The sequence below is a fragment of the Holdemania filiformis genome (genome assembly GCF_003459085.1).
Classification (GTDB): domain Bacteria; phylum Bacillota_I; class Bacilli_A; order Erysipelotrichales; family Erysipelotrichaceae; genus Holdemania; species Holdemania filiformis.
This window is the reverse complement of record NZ_QRUP01000011.1, coordinates 1-18,089: the sequence shown is the minus strand read 5'-3', so window position 1 is coordinate 18,089 and position 18,089 is coordinate 1. Positions and strand designations below refer to the sequence as shown.

General features: G+C 50.4%; 20 protein-coding genes and 1 riboswitch. Of the genes, 14 read left to right on the top strand and 6 right to left on the bottom strand.

Going from position 1 to position 18,089, the window contains the following annotated elements:
- Positions 1 to 100: 100 nt before the first annotated feature.
- The gene (locus tag DWY25_RS18035) at positions 101 to 235 is read left to right on the top strand and encodes a hypothetical protein (protein WP_261795724.1); all 135 of its coding nucleotides are present in this window, start codon (positions 101 to 103) and stop codon (positions 233 to 235) included.
- A gap of 47 nt (positions 236 to 282) precedes the next feature.
- Complete coding sequence (locus DWY25_RS09795; protein ID WP_006057809.1) at positions 283 to 1,413, top strand: toxic anion resistance protein; 1,131 nt, start codon at positions 283 to 285, stop codon at positions 1,411 to 1,413.
- A gap of 275 nt (positions 1,414 to 1,688) precedes the next feature.
- Here DWY25_RS09795 and DWY25_RS09790 read toward each other — a convergent pair whose 3' ends face one another.
- Positions 1,689 to 2,579 (bottom strand): LysR family transcriptional regulator, encoded by an 891-nt coding sequence (locus DWY25_RS09790; RefSeq protein WP_117895078.1) that lies wholly within the window; start codon positions 2,577 to 2,579, stop codon positions 1,689 to 1,691.
- Between the two features lie 115 nt (positions 2,580 to 2,694).
- On the opposite strand from DWY25_RS09790, the gene DWY25_RS09785 reads away from it, so the two are divergent.
- The 3 genes from DWY25_RS09785 to DWY25_RS09775 all read left to right on the top strand — a co-directional run bounded on the left by DWY25_RS09785 (position 2,695) and on the right by DWY25_RS09775 (position 5,305).
- Positions 2,695 to 3,300, top strand: a complete 606-nt coding sequence (locus DWY25_RS09785; RefSeq protein ID WP_244264299.1) for a chromate transporter — start codon at positions 2,695 to 2,697, stop codon at positions 3,298 to 3,300.
- On the top strand, positions 3,297 to 3,860 hold the full coding sequence (locus tag DWY25_RS09780; RefSeq protein ID WP_117895077.1) for a chromate transporter: 564 nt from the start codon (positions 3,297 to 3,299) through the stop codon (positions 3,858 to 3,860). Before DWY25_RS09785 ends, DWY25_RS09780 begins: the two co-directional genes overlap by 4 nt.
- A 203-nt stretch (positions 3,861 to 4,063) precedes the next feature.
- The gene (locus tag DWY25_RS09775) at positions 4,064 to 5,305 is read left to right on the top strand and encodes an alpha-L-fucosidase (protein ID WP_117895076.1); all 1,242 of its coding nucleotides are present in this window, start codon (positions 4,064 to 4,066) and stop codon (positions 5,303 to 5,305) included.
- A gap of 102 nt (positions 5,306 to 5,407) precedes the next feature.
- On the opposite strand, the gene DWY25_RS09770 is transcribed toward DWY25_RS09775, so the two are convergent.
- Positions 5,408 to 6,226, bottom strand: a complete 819-nt coding sequence (locus DWY25_RS09770; RefSeq protein ID WP_117895075.1) for a helix-turn-helix domain-containing protein — start codon at positions 6,224 to 6,226, stop codon at positions 5,408 to 5,410.
- 96 nt (positions 6,227 to 6,322) lie between these two features.
- On the opposite strand from DWY25_RS09770, the gene DWY25_RS09765 reads away from it, so the two are divergent.
- On the top strand, positions 6,323 to 8,206 hold the full coding sequence (locus DWY25_RS09765; RefSeq protein WP_117895074.1) for an FAD-dependent oxidoreductase: 1,884 nt from the start codon (positions 6,323 to 6,325) through the stop codon (positions 8,204 to 8,206).
- Between the two features lie 110 nt (positions 8,207 to 8,316).
- Here DWY25_RS09765 and DWY25_RS09760 read toward each other — a convergent pair whose 3' ends face one another.
- The 3 genes from DWY25_RS09760 to DWY25_RS09750 all read right to left on the bottom strand — a co-directional run bounded on the left by DWY25_RS09760 (position 8,317) and on the right by DWY25_RS09750 (position 10,787).
- A complete protein-coding gene (locus DWY25_RS09760; protein WP_181981778.1) occupies positions 8,317 to 9,141 on the bottom strand; it encodes an MATE family efflux transporter in 825 nt (274 codons plus the stop codon).
- Complete coding sequence (locus DWY25_RS09755) at positions 9,120 to 9,689, bottom strand: MATE family efflux transporter (protein WP_117895072.1); 570 nt, start codon at positions 9,687 to 9,689, stop codon at positions 9,120 to 9,122. The genes DWY25_RS09760 and DWY25_RS09755 overlap by 22 nt, the downstream gene beginning before the upstream one ends.
- A gap of 489 nt (positions 9,690 to 10,178) precedes the next feature.
- Positions 10,179 to 10,787 carry a YigZ family protein gene (locus DWY25_RS09750; RefSeq protein WP_117895071.1) on the bottom strand — a complete coding sequence of 203 codons (609 nt, stop codon included), beginning with the start codon at positions 10,785 to 10,787 and terminating at the stop codon, positions 10,179 to 10,181.
- A gap of 210 nt (positions 10,788 to 10,997) precedes the next feature.
- Here DWY25_RS09750 and DWY25_RS09745 point away from each other — a divergent pair, with 210 nt between their 5' ends.
- The 8 genes from DWY25_RS09745 (at position 10,998) to DWY25_RS09710 (ending at position 17,685) form a co-directional block, all read left to right on the top strand.
- Entirely contained in the window at positions 10,998 to 12,371 is a 1,374-nt protein-coding gene (locus DWY25_RS09745) for an MATE family efflux transporter (protein WP_117895070.1), read from the top strand.
- Positions 12,372 to 12,503: 132 nt separating this feature from the next.
- A complete protein-coding gene (locus DWY25_RS09740) occupies positions 12,504 to 13,136 on the top strand; it encodes a DUF2238 domain-containing protein (RefSeq protein ID WP_006057796.1) in 633 nt (210 codons plus the stop codon).
- Positions 13,137 to 13,417: 281 nt separating this feature from the next.
- Positions 13,418 to 13,843, top strand: a complete 426-nt coding sequence (locus DWY25_RS09735; RefSeq protein ID WP_117895069.1) for a YdeI/OmpD-associated family protein — start codon at positions 13,418 to 13,420, stop codon at positions 13,841 to 13,843.
- A gap of 132 nt (positions 13,844 to 13,975) precedes the next feature.
- Positions 13,976 to 14,395, top strand: coding sequence for an Hsp20/alpha crystallin family protein (locus tag DWY25_RS09730; protein WP_039863771.1), 420 nt, complete (start codon positions 13,976 to 13,978; stop codon positions 14,393 to 14,395).
- A gap of 69 nt (positions 14,396 to 14,464) precedes the next feature.
- Positions 14,465 to 14,881, top strand: a complete 417-nt coding sequence (locus DWY25_RS09725; RefSeq protein WP_117895068.1) for an Hsp20/alpha crystallin family protein — start codon at positions 14,465 to 14,467, stop codon at positions 14,879 to 14,881.
- A gap of 242 nt (positions 14,882 to 15,123) precedes the next feature.
- Entirely contained in the window at positions 15,124 to 15,696 is a 573-nt protein-coding gene (locus tag DWY25_RS09720; protein WP_039863769.1) for a manganese efflux pump MntP, read from the top strand.
- A gap of 11 nt (positions 15,697 to 15,707) precedes the next feature.
- Positions 15,708 to 16,283 (top strand): TetR/AcrR family transcriptional regulator C-terminal domain-containing protein, encoded by a 576-nt coding sequence (locus tag DWY25_RS09715; RefSeq protein ID WP_006057789.1) that lies wholly within the window; start codon positions 15,708 to 15,710, stop codon positions 16,281 to 16,283.
- A gap of 107 nt (positions 16,284 to 16,390) precedes the next feature.
- Positions 16,391 to 16,471: riboswitch (ZMP/ZTP riboswitch) on the top strand.
- 41 nt (positions 16,472 to 16,512) lie between these two features.
- Positions 16,513 to 17,685 carry a phosphoribosylaminoimidazolecarboxamide formyltransferase gene (locus tag DWY25_RS09710; protein WP_117895067.1) on the top strand — a complete coding sequence of 391 codons (1,173 nt, stop codon included), beginning with the start codon at positions 16,513 to 16,515 and terminating at the stop codon, positions 17,683 to 17,685.
- A gap of 77 nt (positions 17,686 to 17,762) precedes the next feature.
- Here DWY25_RS09710 and DWY25_RS17870 read toward each other — a convergent pair.
- The coding region (locus DWY25_RS17870; RefSeq protein ID WP_220412935.1) for a hypothetical protein at positions 17,763 to 18,089 on the bottom strand (327 nt) is incomplete at its 5' end.

Here is an 18,089-nt window from a genome sequence, read left to right as displayed (position 1 = left end):
CGTCGGTAATATACAATGATATGCCGGCTTTAAGCTTAAAAATCAAGCTGTCCTTTGCGGCAGCTTTTTTGTTGAGAGATTGATCGAAAAGGGGAAAGCAGTGAGGATCGCGATCCCGGAAATGCCGGAATTTTCAGCCACGATCGCGAAGAAAACAAAGAAGTTTCACAAACGAACAAAATTGATCGCTTCCGACCTTCGGGAGTTTCTTGACAAGCGGAAAGCGACCGTCTAAGATTAAAGAGGTAAACGTATCAGAATTGATAGAAAAGAGGAATAATCATGGCTGAAGAGAAAATTACGCTGACGCTGAATCCCCAGATGACCGAAGAAGAACCGATTGCGGAGCCAGCTCCGCAGTTAAAGACCGCGGATCAGCAGCAGGAAGTGCAGTTAAGCCCGGAAGAACAGAAAATGGTCGACGACTTTTCCAAGCAGATTGACGTCACCTCGTCCACGACAGTGCTGCAATACGGCGCGGAAGCCCAGAAGAAAATTGCGGACTTCTCCGATTCCGCTCTGCAGAATGTCAGAACGAAGGATTTAGGCGAGGTCGGCGAAATGATGGCGGATCTGGTCGGCGAGCTGAAAGGCTTCTCCGCAGATGAAGAAGAAGAAAAAGGCTTGTTCGGGATGTTCAAAAAGACGACGAACAAGATGGAAAAGATGAAGGCCCGGTACGACAAGGCGGAGCTGAACGTCAATAAAATATCCAAGGCACTGGAAGATCATCAGATCACGCTGATGCGTGATATCGCCCTTTTGGATCAGCTTTATGAAAAGAACATGGTTCATTTCAAGGAACTGACGATGTATATTTTAGCGGGCAAGAAAAAGCTGCAGGAAGTTCGCAGCAAGGATCTGCCACAGATGATCGCCGCCGCTCAGAAGAGCGGCTTGCCGGAAGACGCGCAGAAGGCGAACGATCTGGCCAACGCCTGTGATCGGTTTGAAAAGAAGATTCACGATCTGGAGCTGACGCGCACGGTCGCCCTGCAGATGGCGCCGCAGATCCGTCTGGTTCAGAATAACGATACACTGATGACGGAAAAGATCCAGTCGACGCTGGTCAACACGATTCCGCTGTGGAAAAGTCAGATGGTACTGGCACTGGGCCTGAATCATTCCAAGCAGGCGATGGAAGCTCAGCGTGAGGTCAACGAGATGACCAACCAGCTGTTGAAGAAGAACGCCGATACGCTGAAAATGGCGACGATCGAAACCGCCAAGGAATCCGAACGCGGCATCGTCGATATCGAAACGCTGCAGCATACCAACGAAGCGCTGATTTCGACGCTGGACGAAGTCGCTCAGATTCAGAAGGAAGGCCGTCAGAAACGGATTGAAGCTGAAGCTGAACTGCGTAAGATCGAAAAAGAACTCAATCAGAAGCTGCTGGAAATCAACCGCTAAGCCGGATTTTCAGACGCAAGGAAGAGGGCATCGGACGTTCACATGACGTTTCCGGTGCCTTTTCTGAGTGAATATTACGCAGAGATCAGGAGTTAAACAAAAAGAATTCCTTTCTTTGTCTAGGCGAAACAGAATGAGCCGGAATTCTTTTTTATCGTTCTATTTTCGATTCGGTTGAGAATGTTTCCCGGTCAGGGTCTTTGCGGAAGCAAACAAAGGAAGCGATTCTTTTTGCTTTATTCCGTTGAACTCCGCCGTTCCTCTTCCGTCTGGAATTATTCGGTGGAAAGATTGGAGTATTCCTGACAGACCTCGATAAACGCTTGAGCGGAGGGCGTCAGGTATTTGTTGCGGTGATGAATGATGCTGCAGGTGCGGTTGGGCAGCGGGGAGGCCAGCGGCAGTCCGGCGATCGCGCCGCTTTGAATTTCGTTTTTGACCAGCTCATACGGCAAAATCGAGATTCCAATGTTCTCCTTGACGGCATTGATGATCGAACGGGTGCTCGTGCTTTCCCACAACGGCGTGATCTGAACTTCGGCGGTGACCAGCAGGGCGTCGACGACCTCCCGGGTGCCGCTGCCCGGCTCCCGTAGCAAGACCGGATAATCAGCGAGCGCTTTGACCGTGCACTCCGGATTCTGGGTCAGCGGATGCTTTGGGGCAGTGATGACGATCAGCCGGTCGGTGTAAAACGGTACGCAGATGATATCCGGCGAATAGGACAAGCTTTCCACCAACGCCAGGTCGAGCTGGTTCGTCAGCACTTTGTCTTCGATAATCCGCGAATTGTCAATCAGAACCTGAGTGCGGATCTGGGGAAACCGCAGGTTGAAGCGCCGGACTAACTGCGGCAGCATCTGCGTCCCGGTTGAGATGCTGGAACCGATCCGCAGCGTCCCCGCACTGTCCCAGTTTTTCAGCTGCGTTTCCATATCGTCGAACGATTCGATGATGTGGCTCGCATAGCTCAGCATTTTATTGCCCGATTCCGTCAGGTACAACTTCTTCGAGATCCGATCAAACAGTAAAATCCCATAATAATCCTCCAGCTGCCGGATCGCCAGCGAGACCGCCGGCTGACTTAAATGCAAGCTTTCCGCAGCTTTGGTGATGCTTCCGGTGCGGCAGACTTCCACAAAAATCCGCAGATGACGCAGGGTCATAAGCAACGCTCCTTTCTGAAAAAGAGTTCATATCAAAAATGATATGTTATTTATAAAATTATATTATTGTCTTTATGAGAACACAAGTCTTATAATAAAGCAGGAGGAAGAAGAGATGACACAAATGGAAGAGAAGAAAAAGCCTTCAAAATTACAGATGTACACGAAAATGTTCGCTTCGACATTTACGTTAAGCATGTTTACGTTCGGCGGCGGGTTCGTTATTGTCCCGTTGATGAAAAAGAAGTTTGTCGACGAGCTGCACTGGATCGACGAGGAAGAAATGCTGGACATGGTGGCGATTGCCCAGAGTTCCCCGGGCGCGATCGCGGTCAACGGATCGATCATTATCGGCTACCGGCTGTTAGGGGTGCCGGGCGCGTTGGTCAACATCGTGGCGACCGTGCTGCCGCCGTTAATTATCTTAACGATTATTTCCTATTTCTACGCAGCGTTCCGCAGTTCGCCGATTGTCAGCGCTGTGATGCGCGGCATGCAGGCGGCGGTCGCGGCCGTTATTCTGGACGTCGTCTGGAATATGTTAAAGGGATTGGTAAAGGAAAAGAATGTCGTCAAGTATTTCCTGTTGGTCGCGGCGTTCATCGCCAGCGTTTACTTTAAGGTCAATATCCTGATCATCATCGTCGTCTGCGGCGCAATTGGCACGGTAGACTACATGGCGCGGGAGAAGAAAGCGAAAGAAGGGGAGGAACAGAAATGAATATCTTAGTCCAGCTGTTTCTGAGCTTTTTCCAGATCGGCCTGTTCAGCATCGGCGGCGGTTACGCGGCGATGCCGCTGATCCAGAGTCAGGTCGTTGAAATTCACCAGTGGCTGTCAATGACGCAGTTTGCGGATATCATCACGATTGCGGAAATGACGCCGGGACCGATCGCGATCAACTCCGCGACGTTCGTCGGCACGCATATCGCGGGTCTGCCGGGTGCGATCATCGCAACGATCGGCTGTGTGGCCCCTTCCTGCATCATCGTCTTATCCTTGGCTTACGTTTATACAAAATATAAAAACCTGTCGTTGATGAAGGGCATCCTGTCCGGTCTGCGGCCGGTCGTCATCGCCCTGATCGCTTCGGCGGGGCTGTCGATCTGCAAGCTGGCGTTCTTCAAGGAAGGCGCGGCGGGCTTCGGTCTGGAATTTTTGGATCCGCAGAATCTGATCTTCTTTGCGGTGGCGTTCTTCATTCTGCGCAAATGGGAACCAAGTCCGATCAAAGTCATGGTCGGCGTCGGTGTGATCAGCGCGCTGCTGAGCTTCATTTAACCTAAGTTGTAAAACGAAGGGACGGAATATTCACCGTCCTTTTCGTTTGTCCCAAAGCCGGTCAGCGGCGGATTTTCAGGCGATCAGGTAGACCGGAAGACGAAAAGTGCAGCCTGACTTTTGATTGATCGCGAAATTCCAGTCGTTTTGACCTTGAAATTTTGATACAATAAAAGCAGAGAGAAAGAAAGAGGGCTGTTATTATGAGTATTCCTGTACCGGCAAAATACATCGCCGACTTCGAAAAGCGCGGCTTCGGTATGTTTATCCACTGGGGGCTGTATTCCCAGTTAGCGCAAGGGGAATGGACGATGAACCTGCATCATATTTCCCAGGAAAAGTACAACGAGCTGTTCAACAACTTCACGGCGGAGGATTTCGACGCGAAGAAAATCGTCGCGCTGGCCAAACAGGCGGGCATGAAATACGTCACGCTGACGACGCGGCATCACGACGGATTTTCATTGTATGATACCCGCGGTCTGACGGATTACGACGTCATGCATACGCCATGCGACCGCGATCTGGTCAAAGAATTTGTCGAGGCCTGCCGCGAGGAAGATATCCTGCCGATCCTGTATCACACGACCCTGGACTGGGTTCATCCGGATTTTGATAACGATTTCGACGCCTATCTGGAATACCTGTCCAAGTCGGTGGAGATTCTGTGTACGCATTATGGTAAAATCGGCGGACTGTGGTTTGACGGCAACTGGTCCAAGCGCGATGCGGACTGGAAGCTGGATGAATTTTACGGCATGATCCGCCGGCTGCAGCCGGACGCGATGATTATCAACAACACCGGTCTGTCCCGCCAGGGCGAAGCCGGTCATCCGGAACTGGATTCCGTTACGTTTGAACAGGGCCAGGCGACGCCGATGGACCGCGAAGGCAAAGCGAAGTACATCACGGCGGAAATGTGCCAGACGATGAACCGGCATTGGGGCATCGCGGCGCATGATCTGGACTACAAGAGTCCGCGTCAGATGATCGAACGGCTGTGCCATGCCCGTAAGGTCGGGGCCAACTACCTGCTGAACATCGGTCTGACCGGTCAGGGCGGCGTTACGAAGATGACGGAAGCCTTATTGGAGGTCATCGGTCAATGGACGGCGATGGCGAAGGATTCGCTGTATGACGGCAAGGTGTGCGATATCCGCTGCAGCCATGAAAAAGACTTCGTGCTGGAAAAAGACGGAGCGGCGTATGTGTATGTCCACGATCTTCCGCTGCTGGGACCGAAGGACGTCGTCGCGGCGTATGAAAGCACCGATGAGGATCATTCACTGTCCAATCTGCACCGCAAGGTGAAATCGATCCGCTGGATCGACAACGGCGAGGAATTGTTGTTCAGCCAGACGGAGGACGTCTGCAGCTACCGCGCGGTCGGCTTCCCGTATGGCAGCCACTGGATTGTGCGCGTCGCCAAAGTAGAGTTTGAATAAACTGTTCTGAAGCATAAACGAACCCTGGATGCAGGATTGCGGATGATTCCGCTTCCGGCGCCCGGGTTCGTTTTTCTGTATACCAAGAACTTTGATTCTTGATCACTTGAAATGATTATAATAGGTCGTGCGGAATTTCGACGGCGAACTGCCGGTCTTCTCCTTAAATTGCTTTGAAAAATAAAACGCATTTTTGTAATAAAGCAAACTGGCGATCTTTTCAAGGGTCAGGCTTTTATTCTCCAAAAGCTTATAAGCTTTGTTGATTCTATACTGAATTAGTAAGTCCTTTGGACTCTGCTGCAGAACTTTCGTGGTACATTGATACAGATAGCTGTTGGAGACATGAAGGTGGCTGCAGATCGAAGAAATATTGTTGTTATTCTGAAGATCAGCGTTTAACAACTGATACATTTCTTCAATGAGCTTATATGGACTTTCGTCTTTCAGCTTAATTTTGGAGAGATCAATGCGATCCGGGCTGAACAGCTGAAAAAGAGCCTTGTCGATCAAATAGGTTACGTCGCAGAGAGCTTCGCTGTTTGCCGTAAGAGAAGGGTGAGCGCAAGCGTTGCGGATGAAAAAAAGGAATGTCTCGAATTCTTTGATTTTGAAACAATAATGATCCTGGATCCGGCTGTTCAAAAGCAATTCATCGGTAGTGCTGACGCAGTTAAATTGAACTTCAACCAGCTCGATCGAATTAATTTTTGAAAAAACGGCGCTGTGGATAACGTAGGGCGGAATCAGGATGCAGTCGCCGGCTTGAACCTGGAATTGACAATGATGAATAACGACGCTGCAGCCCCCGGAAGTGACAAAGAGAATTTTGTAATGCGGTTCGATGTTGTTGTAAAAATGATTCAGATAAGTATTTGCCCTTTGCGTTATCTTATAAATAGTATAGCTTGATGTAAACATAATGCCTCCTACTTATGAATATTATATGTTTTAAACTGATTATTGCATAGAAATTATATTATATTGTGATTAAATTAATAAATAGGAGGGAAGAAGATGAAAAAGTTTATCGCTTTACTAAGTTTGTCGCTCCTGCTGGCGGTTTCCGGATGCGCCGGCGGAACAAAGCCTGAGACTCAGTCCGCAACCTATCCCAACATCGAAGATGGCACCTATGAAGGCACCGGCTCCGGTTATGCTGGGGATATCCAAGTCAGCGTCGAAGTGAAGGGCGGCGAAATCGCGGCGGTTACCGTTCTTGAACATTCGGAAAGTCTGCCGGATGGAATCGGGAAAATGCCGCAGAATATCGTGGACAACGGGTTGGATGCCGATGCGATATCCGGCGCGACCGGCTCGTCCGAAGGCATCCGCAGCGCCGTTAAAAACGCACTGGCGCTGGCAGCGGGTGAAATGGAAAAAGTAGAGGTGGCCGAAGGCAAGGATGTCGTCATTGTCGGCGGCGGCAACGCCGGCTTAAATGCTGCCTACTGGGCTTGCAAGGGCGGATCATCGGTCGTTCTGTTTGAAAAACAGGGAAAATTAGGTGGTACCTTCGGCGGCGGCACATGGATCGCCACGGGTTCCAAGATGCAGCTTGAACAGGGCATTACTAACGACTCGACAGAAGCCTTTATGAAGGATGTCGATCGCTTAAACGCCGGTTATGTTAAGCGCACGGGCGTTTCCGATTATTGGTTTAATCGGGATTTGGCCATTTATTTTGGCGATATGATGCCGGAAGTGACGGATTTCGCGGAAGAGATCGGCGCTGATTTCGGCAAACGGATTTTGTCCAATCCAACGCTGTACGAACCGCATGACGTCATGCGCGTCTTATCCGGCGGAAACCGCGCTTCCTATACGGACGCGATTGTTAACGCATTGAAAGAATTTGAGGATAACGGACAGCTGCAGATTGTTATGAATGCAAACGTAACCGGCTTGATTCAGGAGGGAAACGTTGTTTCCGGCGTGACTGTTGATTTGAACGGAAAGAATGTGAACTATGCGTCAAAAGCGGTAATTCTGGCTACCGGCGGTTATGGATTCAATGAAGATTTAGTCGCGCGGGCCGGCTTGAAAAACTATACTTCCTCAGCGCCGACTTTCCAGACTGGTGACGGTTATCTCTGGGCTGAAAAAGCCGGAGCGGAGTTGAAGAACATGGATTTCATCACCACCTATGCGGCGGGGATTAAAACGAAAGAAACCGGCTTAACTCAGATGTACGCGATTCGGGTTAAGGAATTCGGTGATCTTATTTTTGTCAACGGCGACGGCGAACGGTTTATCGACGAATTCGGCCCGGGCGATGGCTCGACCTATGACGCGATTACATATCAATGGAAAGTGCAGAAAGATAATTATGTATACATCGCCGTCTCTCAAAGTCAGATCGACGCGATGAAAGAACGCGGTCAGTCATTGTTGTCCGCGGATGAAGATTGGGCGAAGTTTGATAAACTGGTCGCTGATCAGGAATCGGTATTCAAAGGTGCTACAGCTGCCGAGGCCGCTGAAAAAGCGGGGATCGACGCAGAAAAGTTTGCGGCGACCGTTGAAAAATACAACGGCTACGTAGAGGCGGGGAAAGACGAAGACTTCGGCCGGACGAATATTACAAGCGTTAAGTCATCTACTGGCGAAATGGTGGAGCTGGGCAGAGATACATTTACAAAGCTGGAAGGCGATATCTATCTGTTCAGAACGACGCCTTACATTATGATTTGCGCTGGCGGAATCGATGTGAATACGAAGGGACAGGCGTTGAACGCTGACCGCGAACCGGTCCCGGGCTTATATGCGGCAGGTGAAATCATCGGGATGGCCAATGCCTTCGGCCGGACAACCATTGGCGGTGTCGGCAATACCGGAACCTATATCTGGGGTAAAATGGCCGGCGACGGTGTCCAGGAATATGTTCAAAGCCTGAAATAATTTCACCATCCAATTTTAACAAACGTAAAAAAGATCATCTCCAACAAATGGAAATGATCTTTTTTCATCAGATTTCCAATTAGCGATCAAATTGATTGATGAAATCTGGCCTAATAAACCCGTTGCTTCCACAATCCTGTCCGGTAGCGCCGGCGGCAAAGCAAAAACCGCAGCACAAAGTCGACAAGCAAACCGATCCATGGCCCGATCACGCCTAACCCCACCGGATAACATAAGAGCCAGGACAGGGCGGGGCGGATGATCGTCGTCGAAATTAAGGCATACACCGCGATTAAGCGCGTATCGCCCGCTCCGCGCAGCGCACCGCCATAGACCGTCATCGCACTCAAAGACGGAACGCTGAGCGCGAACAAAATCATAATCCACGATCCCAGCTGAATGATTTCCGGATCCGCGGTAAACATTTGAATCAACGGCGCCCGGAACAGGATAAGCCCGGCGACCATGAGGATGGCCATCGTCATCGCCAGCCGGTTGCAGATCACGGTGACGCATTCCGCCCGGTCACTGCGTTTGCGGCCTAAATTCTGGCCGACTAAGGCCGCGGCGGCGGCCGCAAAGCCGTCGTAGCAGCTGAAACAGATGTTGCAGATATTCATGCAGATCTGATGCGTCGCGAACATCTTGGTGCCCAGGCCCGCGACGATCAAGGCATACAGGAAGAAACCCAGCCGCATGCACAGCTGTTCCACGAACGCGCTGAACGAAATCTCGCCGACCGGCGCCAGGATCTCCCGGCTGGGCAGCCAGCTTTTTTTCAATGTCAGCCGGAGCTTGCTTTTGGGACTGACCAACGACTGGACGCTCATTAAAAACGCGATGAAGCAGCCCAGCGCCGTTGCAATCGCCGCGCCCTCAACCTCTAATCGCGGATAACCAAAATGCCCGCCGATCAAAAGATAATTGAAAACCACATTGATTCCGTTAGCCGCCAGCGCATCGAGATCTTACTGTTGCCGGCGCAGCGCTGGGCAGCGTTGATCGTCATTCCGATATTGCCGAAGAACTGGCCGATGATGACAATCCGGAAATACTGCACCGCCAGCTCGATCGTGTCCGCCTGCGCGCCCGCAAATTGAATATAAGGCCGGGCAAACAGGAATGATAAACCGCAGACCAGGGCCGAGATCAGCACGGACATCAACAGCGACTGCCGCAGACAGGCATTGGCGTCGTCCAGCCGGTTGGCGCCGATCCGGCGGGAAATGATCGCCGTGATGCCGACGTTCAGGGAAGCGATAAACGCGATCGCGATAAATTTCGGCTGGTTGGTCAAACCGATCGCCGCAATCGCGGTTGTGCCCAGAGTGCTGACCATGATCGTATCCACCAGCGACGCCAACCCGACGAAGATCGATTCCACCGTCGCCGGCCAGGCCAGGTCGATCGTTTCTTTCAATAAATGTCTGCCCTCCCGGGGATCGAAGCCGGAGGGCAGAAACGGCTGAAGCTTTAAATTCATTCTTTATTCCTCATCGTTCAGACGCAGCGTCTGAAAATCTGTAATTTATTATAACACTGCCCCTGTGCGGCGGGAAGCCTTAGAAAAGCGTCCGTTTTTGAACAAACTGACGATTCTGAGGAAACGTGTGTTTCTTCATTACAACAACGTTGGCTGTCATCAAATCGGGATAAATAATTTTACTTCATTAGCCGAATCTTCAGAAGCAACGACAGGATGCGTATAGATTTCAATATCTTCGCGGGAGTCCCATGGATACCCAGGCAGCTATGTCCCGTATAGATAAAGATAAGTTTTAGTCAGCCGGATTAACATCCCGTGATGGGTAAAGACCACAAATTTTCTGTTGACGTTTTTCAGCTCAGACCGGAAGGCAGTGCGGTAAAATCGCTGTCTGCGGCACCGGCGAACACGGAAAACGAAGTGCCGCCGTCCTGCGTAGAAACGGTCGATAATGTTTCACAAACGCTGTATCCAGTTGCGGAAGCGTCAGCTGCAATCCTTTTCCACCAGCTCCCGCGCAAGCCAGCGGCAGAGATAACGTCCGCTGGTCAGCTCCTGGATCTTTTCAGGTAAGGACTCAGTAGTCGTTAAAAATTCATAAACCACCTGCTCGCCATATGTCTTCGTTACAATATCCGCCTGATCCTTTAATAAATAATCCAGCTTGCCGATCAGGTCGTAGGAAAAGGTCAGCGTGTAGCGATCCATCAGGATCGTTTCCACCTTCGGCGCCAGCTTCAGCGTTTCGCTTACCGACCGGGAATACGCCCGGACCAATCCGCCCGCGCCCAGCTTGATTCCACCGAAATACCGCACCGTCACGGCGCAGCAATCCTGCAGACCGCTGAGCTTCAAGGATTCCAGCATCGGCACGCCTGCGGTGCCGCTGGGCTCTCCTGCGTCGTTGGAACGCTGCAGCTCGTTGTGCTGCCCGGCGATATAAGCGTAACAATGATGATTCGCTTCCGGATGCAGTCTGCGGATTTCCTGAATAAACGCCTTGGCCTGCGCTTCATCCAGACATTTGCGTACATAACAGATAAATTCCGACCGTTCGATCACGATCGTGTGATGAAAATCTTCTTTCAGCCGCATGCGATCACCTCTTGTTTTTCATCTTATCATGATTTCCAATCTCAAACAATCCTTCCTGACTTTCAGAATTTTAGCGTGCACAGTCTGTTCTATATTATAAAAGCAAAAACCGATCACCCATTCCCGCGCGGAATCCCTTTAAAATAGGACTTGTAGAATAAGTCCAATTCAACTAGAATAAGACTATTGATTTAAGAAAGCAGGGGTTTTATGAGTAAATTCAATTCAGATAAAATGGGGACCATGCCGGTCGGCAAGCTGCTTTTCAGCATGTCTGTACCGGCGATCTTTTCCATGCTGGTGCAGTCGTTATACAACGTGGTCGACAGTATTTTCGTGGCGCAGGTGAGCGAGGATGCGCTGGTTGCGGTTTCAATCGCTTTCCCGCTGCAGATGCTGATCATCGCGCTGGCGCTGGGCGTCGGCGTCGGCACCAATGCGCTGATCGCCCGCCGGTTAGGCGAGAAACGCCGGGAGGAAGCCAATATCGCGGCGAACACCGGGATCGTGCTGTCGTTGATCAACATGGCGCTGTGCATGCTCGTTGGCCTGTTTCTGGCGAAACCGTTTGTCGGCCTGTTTACACAGGATGCCGCGGTGTTCACGATGGGCTCGCAGTATTTGATGATCGTTATGGTATTCTCGGTCGGCGTCATGATTGAAATGACCTGTTCCCGTGTGCTGCAGGCAACCGGCAACATGATTGTGCCGATGATCTCTCAGCTGATCGGGGCCATTACCAATATCATCCTCGATCCAATTTTTATCTTCGGCTATTTCGGCGTTCCGAAAATGGGCGTGGCCGGCGCGGCCGTGGCGACGGTCATCGGTCAGATTCTGGCGATGATCTTCGTTTTGATCGTCTTGAAAGTCGGCACGCATGAGGTCGACATCGCGCCGTGGCGGCATCACCCGCAAATGCAGGCGGCCAAAGATATCTACCGCGTGGGGATTCCGACGTTTGTCATGAACGCGATCGGCTCGCTGACAACGACCGCGATGAACGCGATTCTGATGAGCTTTTCTGCGACCGCCGTGGCGGTGCTGGGCATCTATTTCAAGCTCCAGTCGTTTGTCTTCATGCCAATTTTCGGCCTGAACCAGGGCGCAATGCCGATCCTGGGCTACAATTACGGTGCGGCGGATGAAAAACGCTTTACCCGCACGCTGGCGCTCTCCTTCGGAGTCGCACTTGCGATCATGGTGATCGGTACCGTCCTGTTCTGGACCATGCCGGAGATGCTGCTGAAACTGTTCAACGGCTCCGATCAGATGCTTCAGCTGGGCAGCTACGCGCTGCGGGTTCTCGCGCTGTGCTTTTTGCCGGCGGCCTGCAGCATTATCATGACGACGATGTTTCAGGCGCTGGGCAAAGGCATGATGAGCCTGGTCATGTCGTTATTGCGGCAGCTGGTGTTCATTATCCCGCTGGCCTGGATGCTCGGTCAGCTGGGCGGGCTGGGCGCCGTCTGGTTCTGTTATCCGGCGGCTGAGCTGCTTGTGGCTGTGATCTTCGTGCCGATCGCGCTAAAAACCATCAAGAAAAGTTTTGATCAGGAACGGCAGGAAACCGGGGTATATTAAGAGTACGATGGCCGGAACCGATGAAGAATCGGAATCCGTGAAAAACTAAATCAGCGGCATTTCACTAGGAAAGAAGCTGAAAAAAGGAAACTTCCGGCAAAGTAAGTCCGGAGGAGGAGGTCCTGTTTGATCATGAAAAAAGCATGTTTATTTCTATACGGCGCTTCCGCAGCGCTGATGATTTACAGTACGGTCTTTCAGCTGCAGCATCAGCTCTATGCCAAGCTGGGCTATCTGGCGATGGCGCTGGGCGTGCAGCTGATCGGCCCGCTGGTTGTCAAAGGATTGAAATTAAAAGACGCCTGGGGCCTGTTGTTCTGGACACAGCTGTTTATCGCCATCGCGATGATTATCGGGAATACCCTGAACGGCTATGCGATTCCCTATTTTGATAAAGTACTGCATTTCAGCTCCGGGATTCTGATCTGCGCCGCGATCACCTTAGTCTACTGCTGGCTGAAGCAACAATGGACCGAGGACTCGTTCCGGCATTACCTTTTAAAATGCCTGTCAATTCAGGGGATCAACATGATGATCGCCTTCCTGTGGGAATGTTTTGAATTCGCCTGCCTGATTTTCCTGAATATCGACGCGATCAATCACTATACCCAGGGTGTTTACGATACGATGACGGATATGATCGTCTGCTTCTTAGGCGGCCTTGTCTTTCTGGCCTTGCTGACGCGACAGGAGCGCAAAGGAAAAAAGGATCCGCTGATCCAATCGCTGAAAGTTTTTTACGAAACCAATCTTAAAGACCAATAAATGATTTGTTATAAGGCAAAAGAACGGTCGGCAGCTCTGACAGAGGTTGCCGGTATTTTTATTTTCTTTTAGCCGCGCAAAGTTTTGGCGCAAAAAAGAGGTCAATTTTCGAAGCAAGCCGGGAAATGCAAAAGGACAATGAGGCGTTTTGAACATCTGGAAAATCCAGAAGGGAGTCAGCGATCAAAATTATTCCTTTTGATTTCTTTTTCCAGGCAGCAGGACGGGAAAACAAAAATAAATTGGATCCCCCGAGGCATACTAGAGGCCAGGAGGAAACCATGATGCAGATTGAAGGAATAATTCGGGATACCCCGCAGCCGCATCTCGAATTCAGCGCGGAAGCGGAGCTGCCTGAGGGAGCGTTAATCGTTATGCTGAAAACGACGTTATTCAAACAGAAAGCGGAAAGAAAAGATCACGGCTGGACGCTGGAGCTGCCTGCCGAAGCCTGTACTTTGCCGATGGCTGAGGGCACCTCCGTTGAAATCTGGCTGGCACCGGAGGCTAACGAAAGTTTAACACAATGCCCCCAGGCCTTGCAGGAAGCCCTTCTGGCCAACCGCAGCGCCTATTATTTTTTTCAGCTGCTCGACGCAGAGCAGCGGGAACGAATCATTCGCTATGCTGAGCAAGGCGCGGAGGAACAACGCATCCGCAGAATTGACAAGATCATCGCCATGCTTTATGAACGGCGAACTTTGTGAACTTGTGAAATTAAACATTAAAAATTAGCACTTATATCTTGACAGTGCTAATAAATGTGATATACTAAAATTGCAAGTTGGGAAAGACCCAATGAAGCCAGGAATAAGACAGATAGAAAGAGGCGATTCAAGATGAGATTTGTACCAAATACCTGGATGGACAACTTGGCCGACGAGGTTCTTAAGGATCCATTTTTCAGAAAGAATAACGTCCCGGCTGTCATGAAAACCGATATTCGCGAACAAGAAGATGGCTATCTTCTGGATATTGAACTCCCTGGATTTAAAAAGGAAGAAATCAAAATGGAACTGGAAGACGGTTATCTGACGATTGCGGCCGCCCGCACAGCTTCCAATGAAGAACGCAGCGAACAAGGCAAGCTCGTTCGCCAGGAACGCTTCAGCGGCAGCTGCACCCGGACCTACTTTATCGGTGAGGAAATGAATGTCGAGGATATCAAAGCCCGTTATGAAAACGGCGAACTGAAGGTCTTCGTTCCGAAGAAGGATCCGCAGGCGCTGCAGACCAAGAAAACCATTTCGATCGAATAACTTCTCTGAGCGATCAGAGTTCAGATCAGGCAGAATCGCATAAGTTGAAAACAGAAAGAGGTGTGATGTATGAGATTACTACCGAGAATGATGTTTGACGACTTCTTTGATGACATGTTTGATGAACCGCTGCTGCACCGCAACGCAGTTACGGCGATGCGCTGCGACATCCGTGAGAAGGACGGCAGTTATTTGCTGGATATCGAGCTGCCGGGCTGCAAGAAGGAAGACATTAAAATGGATTTGGAAGACGGCTATCTGACCGTTTCCGCCGTCCGTGATACCAGGAAAGAAGAAAAGGATGATCAGGGCAACATTATCCGTCAGGAACGGGTTCAAGGTTCCTGCTCCAGAAGCTTCTATGTCGGCAAAGCCGTAACGCCGGAGGATATCAAAGCGCATTATGACAACGGCGAATTAAAAATTGTTCTGCCGAAGAAGGATGCGCCGGCTGTGGAAACCAAGAAAACCATTATGATTGAATAACCCGGTCTTTGAATCAGCGGATCTCAAGTTCCGCTGATTTTTTGTATGATCCGCAGAGGAACGCTGAGGCGGAAGTCTTATATAAAAACGAGGATCGGTCCGCCAGGGTTTCGCACAAATTATAAATACGGATCTCTACTGTCAGAATAAGGAAGAATTGACAGAATTTGACGATTGTCTATCGCTTCCCAGATCACCTTCAGCTATACTTGGACTGTAAACAATAGAGGAGGGAGAATCAGGTGAATACAATCGAAATACTGGTCACCTGCCTGGCTTTGTCGCTGGACTGCTTCGTGGTGATGATGGCGCGGGGCGCGATGATGAATCCTCAGGAACATCGCCGTTCGTTGATCAACAGTTTGATCTTTGCGGGTTCCAGCCTGCTGATGATCGTGTTGGGGTCGCTGGCGGGTTCCCTGATCAAAAGTCAGCTTGTGCTGCATGTCAATCAAGTGATCGCCGCGCTGATCCTGTTTGCGCTGGGCTGCTTCCTGCTGATCCAGGCGTTTCGGCAGAAAGCGATTGAAGAACGCCATGACGACAGTTTTAACTACAAGAAAGTGCTGATCTTGGGATTGATCACCAGCGTCGATGTGTTCCTGTTGGGGACCAGTATGACGCTGCTTCAAGCGGACGCTTTCCAGGTCTGCCTGATTTCAACGCTGGTCACACTGGCCTGTGTGGAATTGGGACAACAGATCGGCTATCGGCTGGGACTGGCCTATCGCCGGACGATTTTCACAGCCGGCAGCGTTATTCTCTTTTTGATCAGCCTTAAGGTTCTGTTCCAGGTGCTGACGCATCTGCGCTAGGGGGGACAAGTATGGAAAAACGGGGGATGATGAAACGCTTTCTGGCAGAAAGCCTGAAAGAACTCATGCTGCAGAAAAGCTTTGAAAAGATTACAATCAAGCAAATCTGCGATAAGACCGGCGTCATCCGCGCGACGTTTTACAACTATTTCGAGGATAAGTACGCCGCCTTAAGCTATATCATCTATCTGGACACCGTAGAAACTGCGCTTCCTTATATAGAGAAAAGGCAATTCCTTCAGGCGGTTAAGGCGATGCTCGATAATTTCGTAGAGAATCGGGAGTTTTATCAGATCGCTTTCCGCATTACCGGTCAGAACAGCTTTGAAGATTTGTTTGAAGAAAACGTTCAGCAGCTGTTCACTGAGATGTTCCGCCGGTATGGCCGGCCGGAGAAGCTGGGAACAATGAGCGAGGAAGAACTGGCGGGCTATTTCGGCAACAGCCTTTGTTATACGGTCAATCACTGGCTGTGCCGCAGCCGCGGCATGGACAGTGAAACCTTTTTGAAACAATACGGTTCCGTCGTAACCAGCTCCATCTTTGATTTTCTCGATATGCCCCAGGGCGGTGGAAATGGAGCCTGAATCCCGGGCTTTTCATAAGAAATTCCACATTCTGAGAAGCGATACGGAAATGGAGGAAAACTTCATGGAAGAAGGCTTGACACAAGCGTGGAAGCGTGATAATTTTTAGACAGTTAACCGACTGACGGAAGTGGAATTGACCACAGGGAAGTTAATGCTAAGCAGAGCCGACCGTCTGGGCCATGAAGGACCAGCAGTGCGGCTTTTTTTCGTAAAAGGAGGAACAAAGATGAAAGAGTATCAGCTGAAATACGGATGCAATCCCAACCAGAAACCAGCCAGCGTCGAAATTGAAGAGGGCGATCTGCCATTTACAGTTTTAAATGGCCGGGCGGGTTATATTAACCTGCTTGACGCTCTGAATGCCTGGCAGCTTGTCAAGGAATTAAAGGAGGCCACCGGGATGGCCGCCGCGGCTTCATTTAAGCACGTATCCCCGGCGGGTGCAGCGATCGGCCTGCCTTTGGATGAAACGATGAAGAAGATCTACTTCTGCGAAGGAATTGAACTGACGCCGATTGCCAGCGCGTATATTCGCGCCCGCGGCGCTGACCGCATGTCTTCCTACGGCGATTTTGCGGCGCTGTCTGAAGAATGCGATGAAGCCACGGCCCGGTTCTTATCTAAGGAAGTTTCTGACGGTGTAATCGCTCCGTCTTACAGCGAAAAAGCACTTGAAATTTTACGCGCAAAACGCAAGGGGACCTATCTGGTTCTGCAGATGGATCCGAACTATACGCCGAAACCGATGGAAAGCAAGGAAGTTTACGGCGTGCGCTTCCATCAGCAGCGCAACGATGTGAAGATTGACGAAAGCCTGCTTCAGAATATCGTGTCTGAAAATAAGGAATTGCCGGAGGGTGCGAAGCGGGATCTGTTGATCGCGATGATCACCGCAAAATATACTCAGTCCAATTCCGTCGTTTATGCGAAGGACGGTCAGGCGATCGGAATCGGCGCCGGGCAGCAGTCCCGCATCCATTGTACGCGGATGGCAGGCAACAAAGCGGATATCTGGTATCTGCGTCAGCATCCGAAAGTGCTGAACCTGCCATTTAAAGAGAAAATTCGCCGGGCAGACCGCGATAACGCGATCGACGTCTATATTTCCGATGAATGGGAGGATCTGCTGCGCGAGGGCAGCTGGCAGGAAGTCTTTACGGAAAAACCGGAAGTCCTGACAGCGGAAGAAAAGAAAGCCTGGCTGGCACAGGTCAGCGGCGTCTCCCTGGCTTCTGACGCCTTCTTCCCATTCGGCGATAATATTGAACGGGCCCGCAAGAGCGGCGTCTCCTACATCGTGGAGGCCGGCGGTTCAGTCCGCGATGATCATGTCATCGACACCTGCAACCGTTACGGCATCGTTCTGATCTTTAACGGTGTGCGGCTGTTCCATCATTAAAAAGAAGTTTTTTCTTTCCTTCTTAACGTGAAGCTTTTCAGAAGCGGGAGTTAAGAATCATACTGTGTAAAAAGCATTCAGCGATCTAGTGAGTCGAGGATATCTTGAAAGTTCCGGTTAACAGGGGGCTGAAGGATATCCTTTCTTTCTGTTGATCGAGGGGAAGGCATGGCATTGGGATTGAGACTTGAACAAAAAAAAGACCTGATCGGAAGAAATTTGATGAATAGAAAATAAGCAAGCACCGTCTCATGGAAGATGGAAAATGCAAGAGAAAAAAAGAACAAAGCAGCAGAAACGCCTTTGATAAAGGGGAATGAAGAATGTCCGAAAACCGAGGTGAAAAAAACGTAAAAAAAATTAAAAAAGATGTTGACAGAAAAGGGGTGTTTTGGTAATATTAA

Coding starts and splice junctions, on each gene's coding strand:
- DWY25_RS09770 (WP_117895075.1), bottom strand. CDS start 6,226: ATGTTTACATCAAGCTATACTATTTATAAGATAACGCAAAGGGCAAAT.
- DWY25_RS09750 (WP_117895071.1), bottom strand. CDS start 10,787: ATGCGGCTGAAAGAAGATTTTCATCACACGATCGTGATCGAACGGTCG.
- DWY25_RS09775 (WP_117895076.1), top strand. CDS start 4,064: ATGAGTATTCCTGTACCGGCAAAATACATCGCCGACTTCGAAAAGCGC.
- DWY25_RS09780 (WP_117895077.1), top strand. CDS start 3,297: ATGAATATCTTAGTCCAGCTGTTTCTGAGCTTTTTCCAGATCGGCCTG.
- DWY25_RS09790 (WP_117895078.1), bottom strand. CDS start 2,579: ATGACCCTGCGTCATCTGCGGATTTTTGTGGAAGTCTGCCGCACCGGA.
- DWY25_RS09725 (WP_117895068.1), top strand. CDS start 14,465: ATGAGATTACTACCGAGAATGATGTTTGACGACTTCTTTGATGACATG.
- DWY25_RS09745 (WP_117895070.1), top strand. CDS start 10,998: ATGAGTAAATTCAATTCAGATAAAATGGGGACCATGCCGGTCGGCAAG.
- DWY25_RS09785 (WP_244264299.1), top strand. CDS start 2,695: ATGACACAAATGGAAGAGAAGAAAAAGCCTTCAAAATTACAGATGTAC.
- DWY25_RS09740 (WP_006057796.1), top strand. CDS start 12,504: ATGAAAAAAGCATGTTTATTTCTATACGGCGCTTCCGCAGCGCTGATG.
- DWY25_RS09730 (WP_039863771.1), top strand. CDS start 13,976: ATGAGATTTGTACCAAATACCTGGATGGACAACTTGGCCGACGAGGTT.
- DWY25_RS09715 (WP_006057789.1), top strand. CDS start 15,708: ATGGAAAAACGGGGGATGATGAAACGCTTTCTGGCAGAAAGCCTGAAA.
- DWY25_RS09735 (WP_117895069.1), top strand. CDS start 13,418: ATGATGCAGATTGAAGGAATAATTCGGGATACCCCGCAGCCGCATCTC.
- DWY25_RS09710 (WP_117895067.1), top strand. CDS start 16,513: ATGAAAGAGTATCAGCTGAAATACGGATGCAATCCCAACCAGAAACCA.
- DWY25_RS09755 (WP_117895072.1), bottom strand. CDS start 9,689: ATGAATTTAAAGCTTCAGCCGTTTCTGCCCTCCGGCTTCGATCCCCGG.
- DWY25_RS09765 (WP_117895074.1), top strand. CDS start 6,323: ATGAAAAAGTTTATCGCTTTACTAAGTTTGTCGCTCCTGCTGGCGGTT.
- DWY25_RS09795 (WP_006057809.1), top strand. CDS start 283: ATGGCTGAAGAGAAAATTACGCTGACGCTGAATCCCCAGATGACCGAA.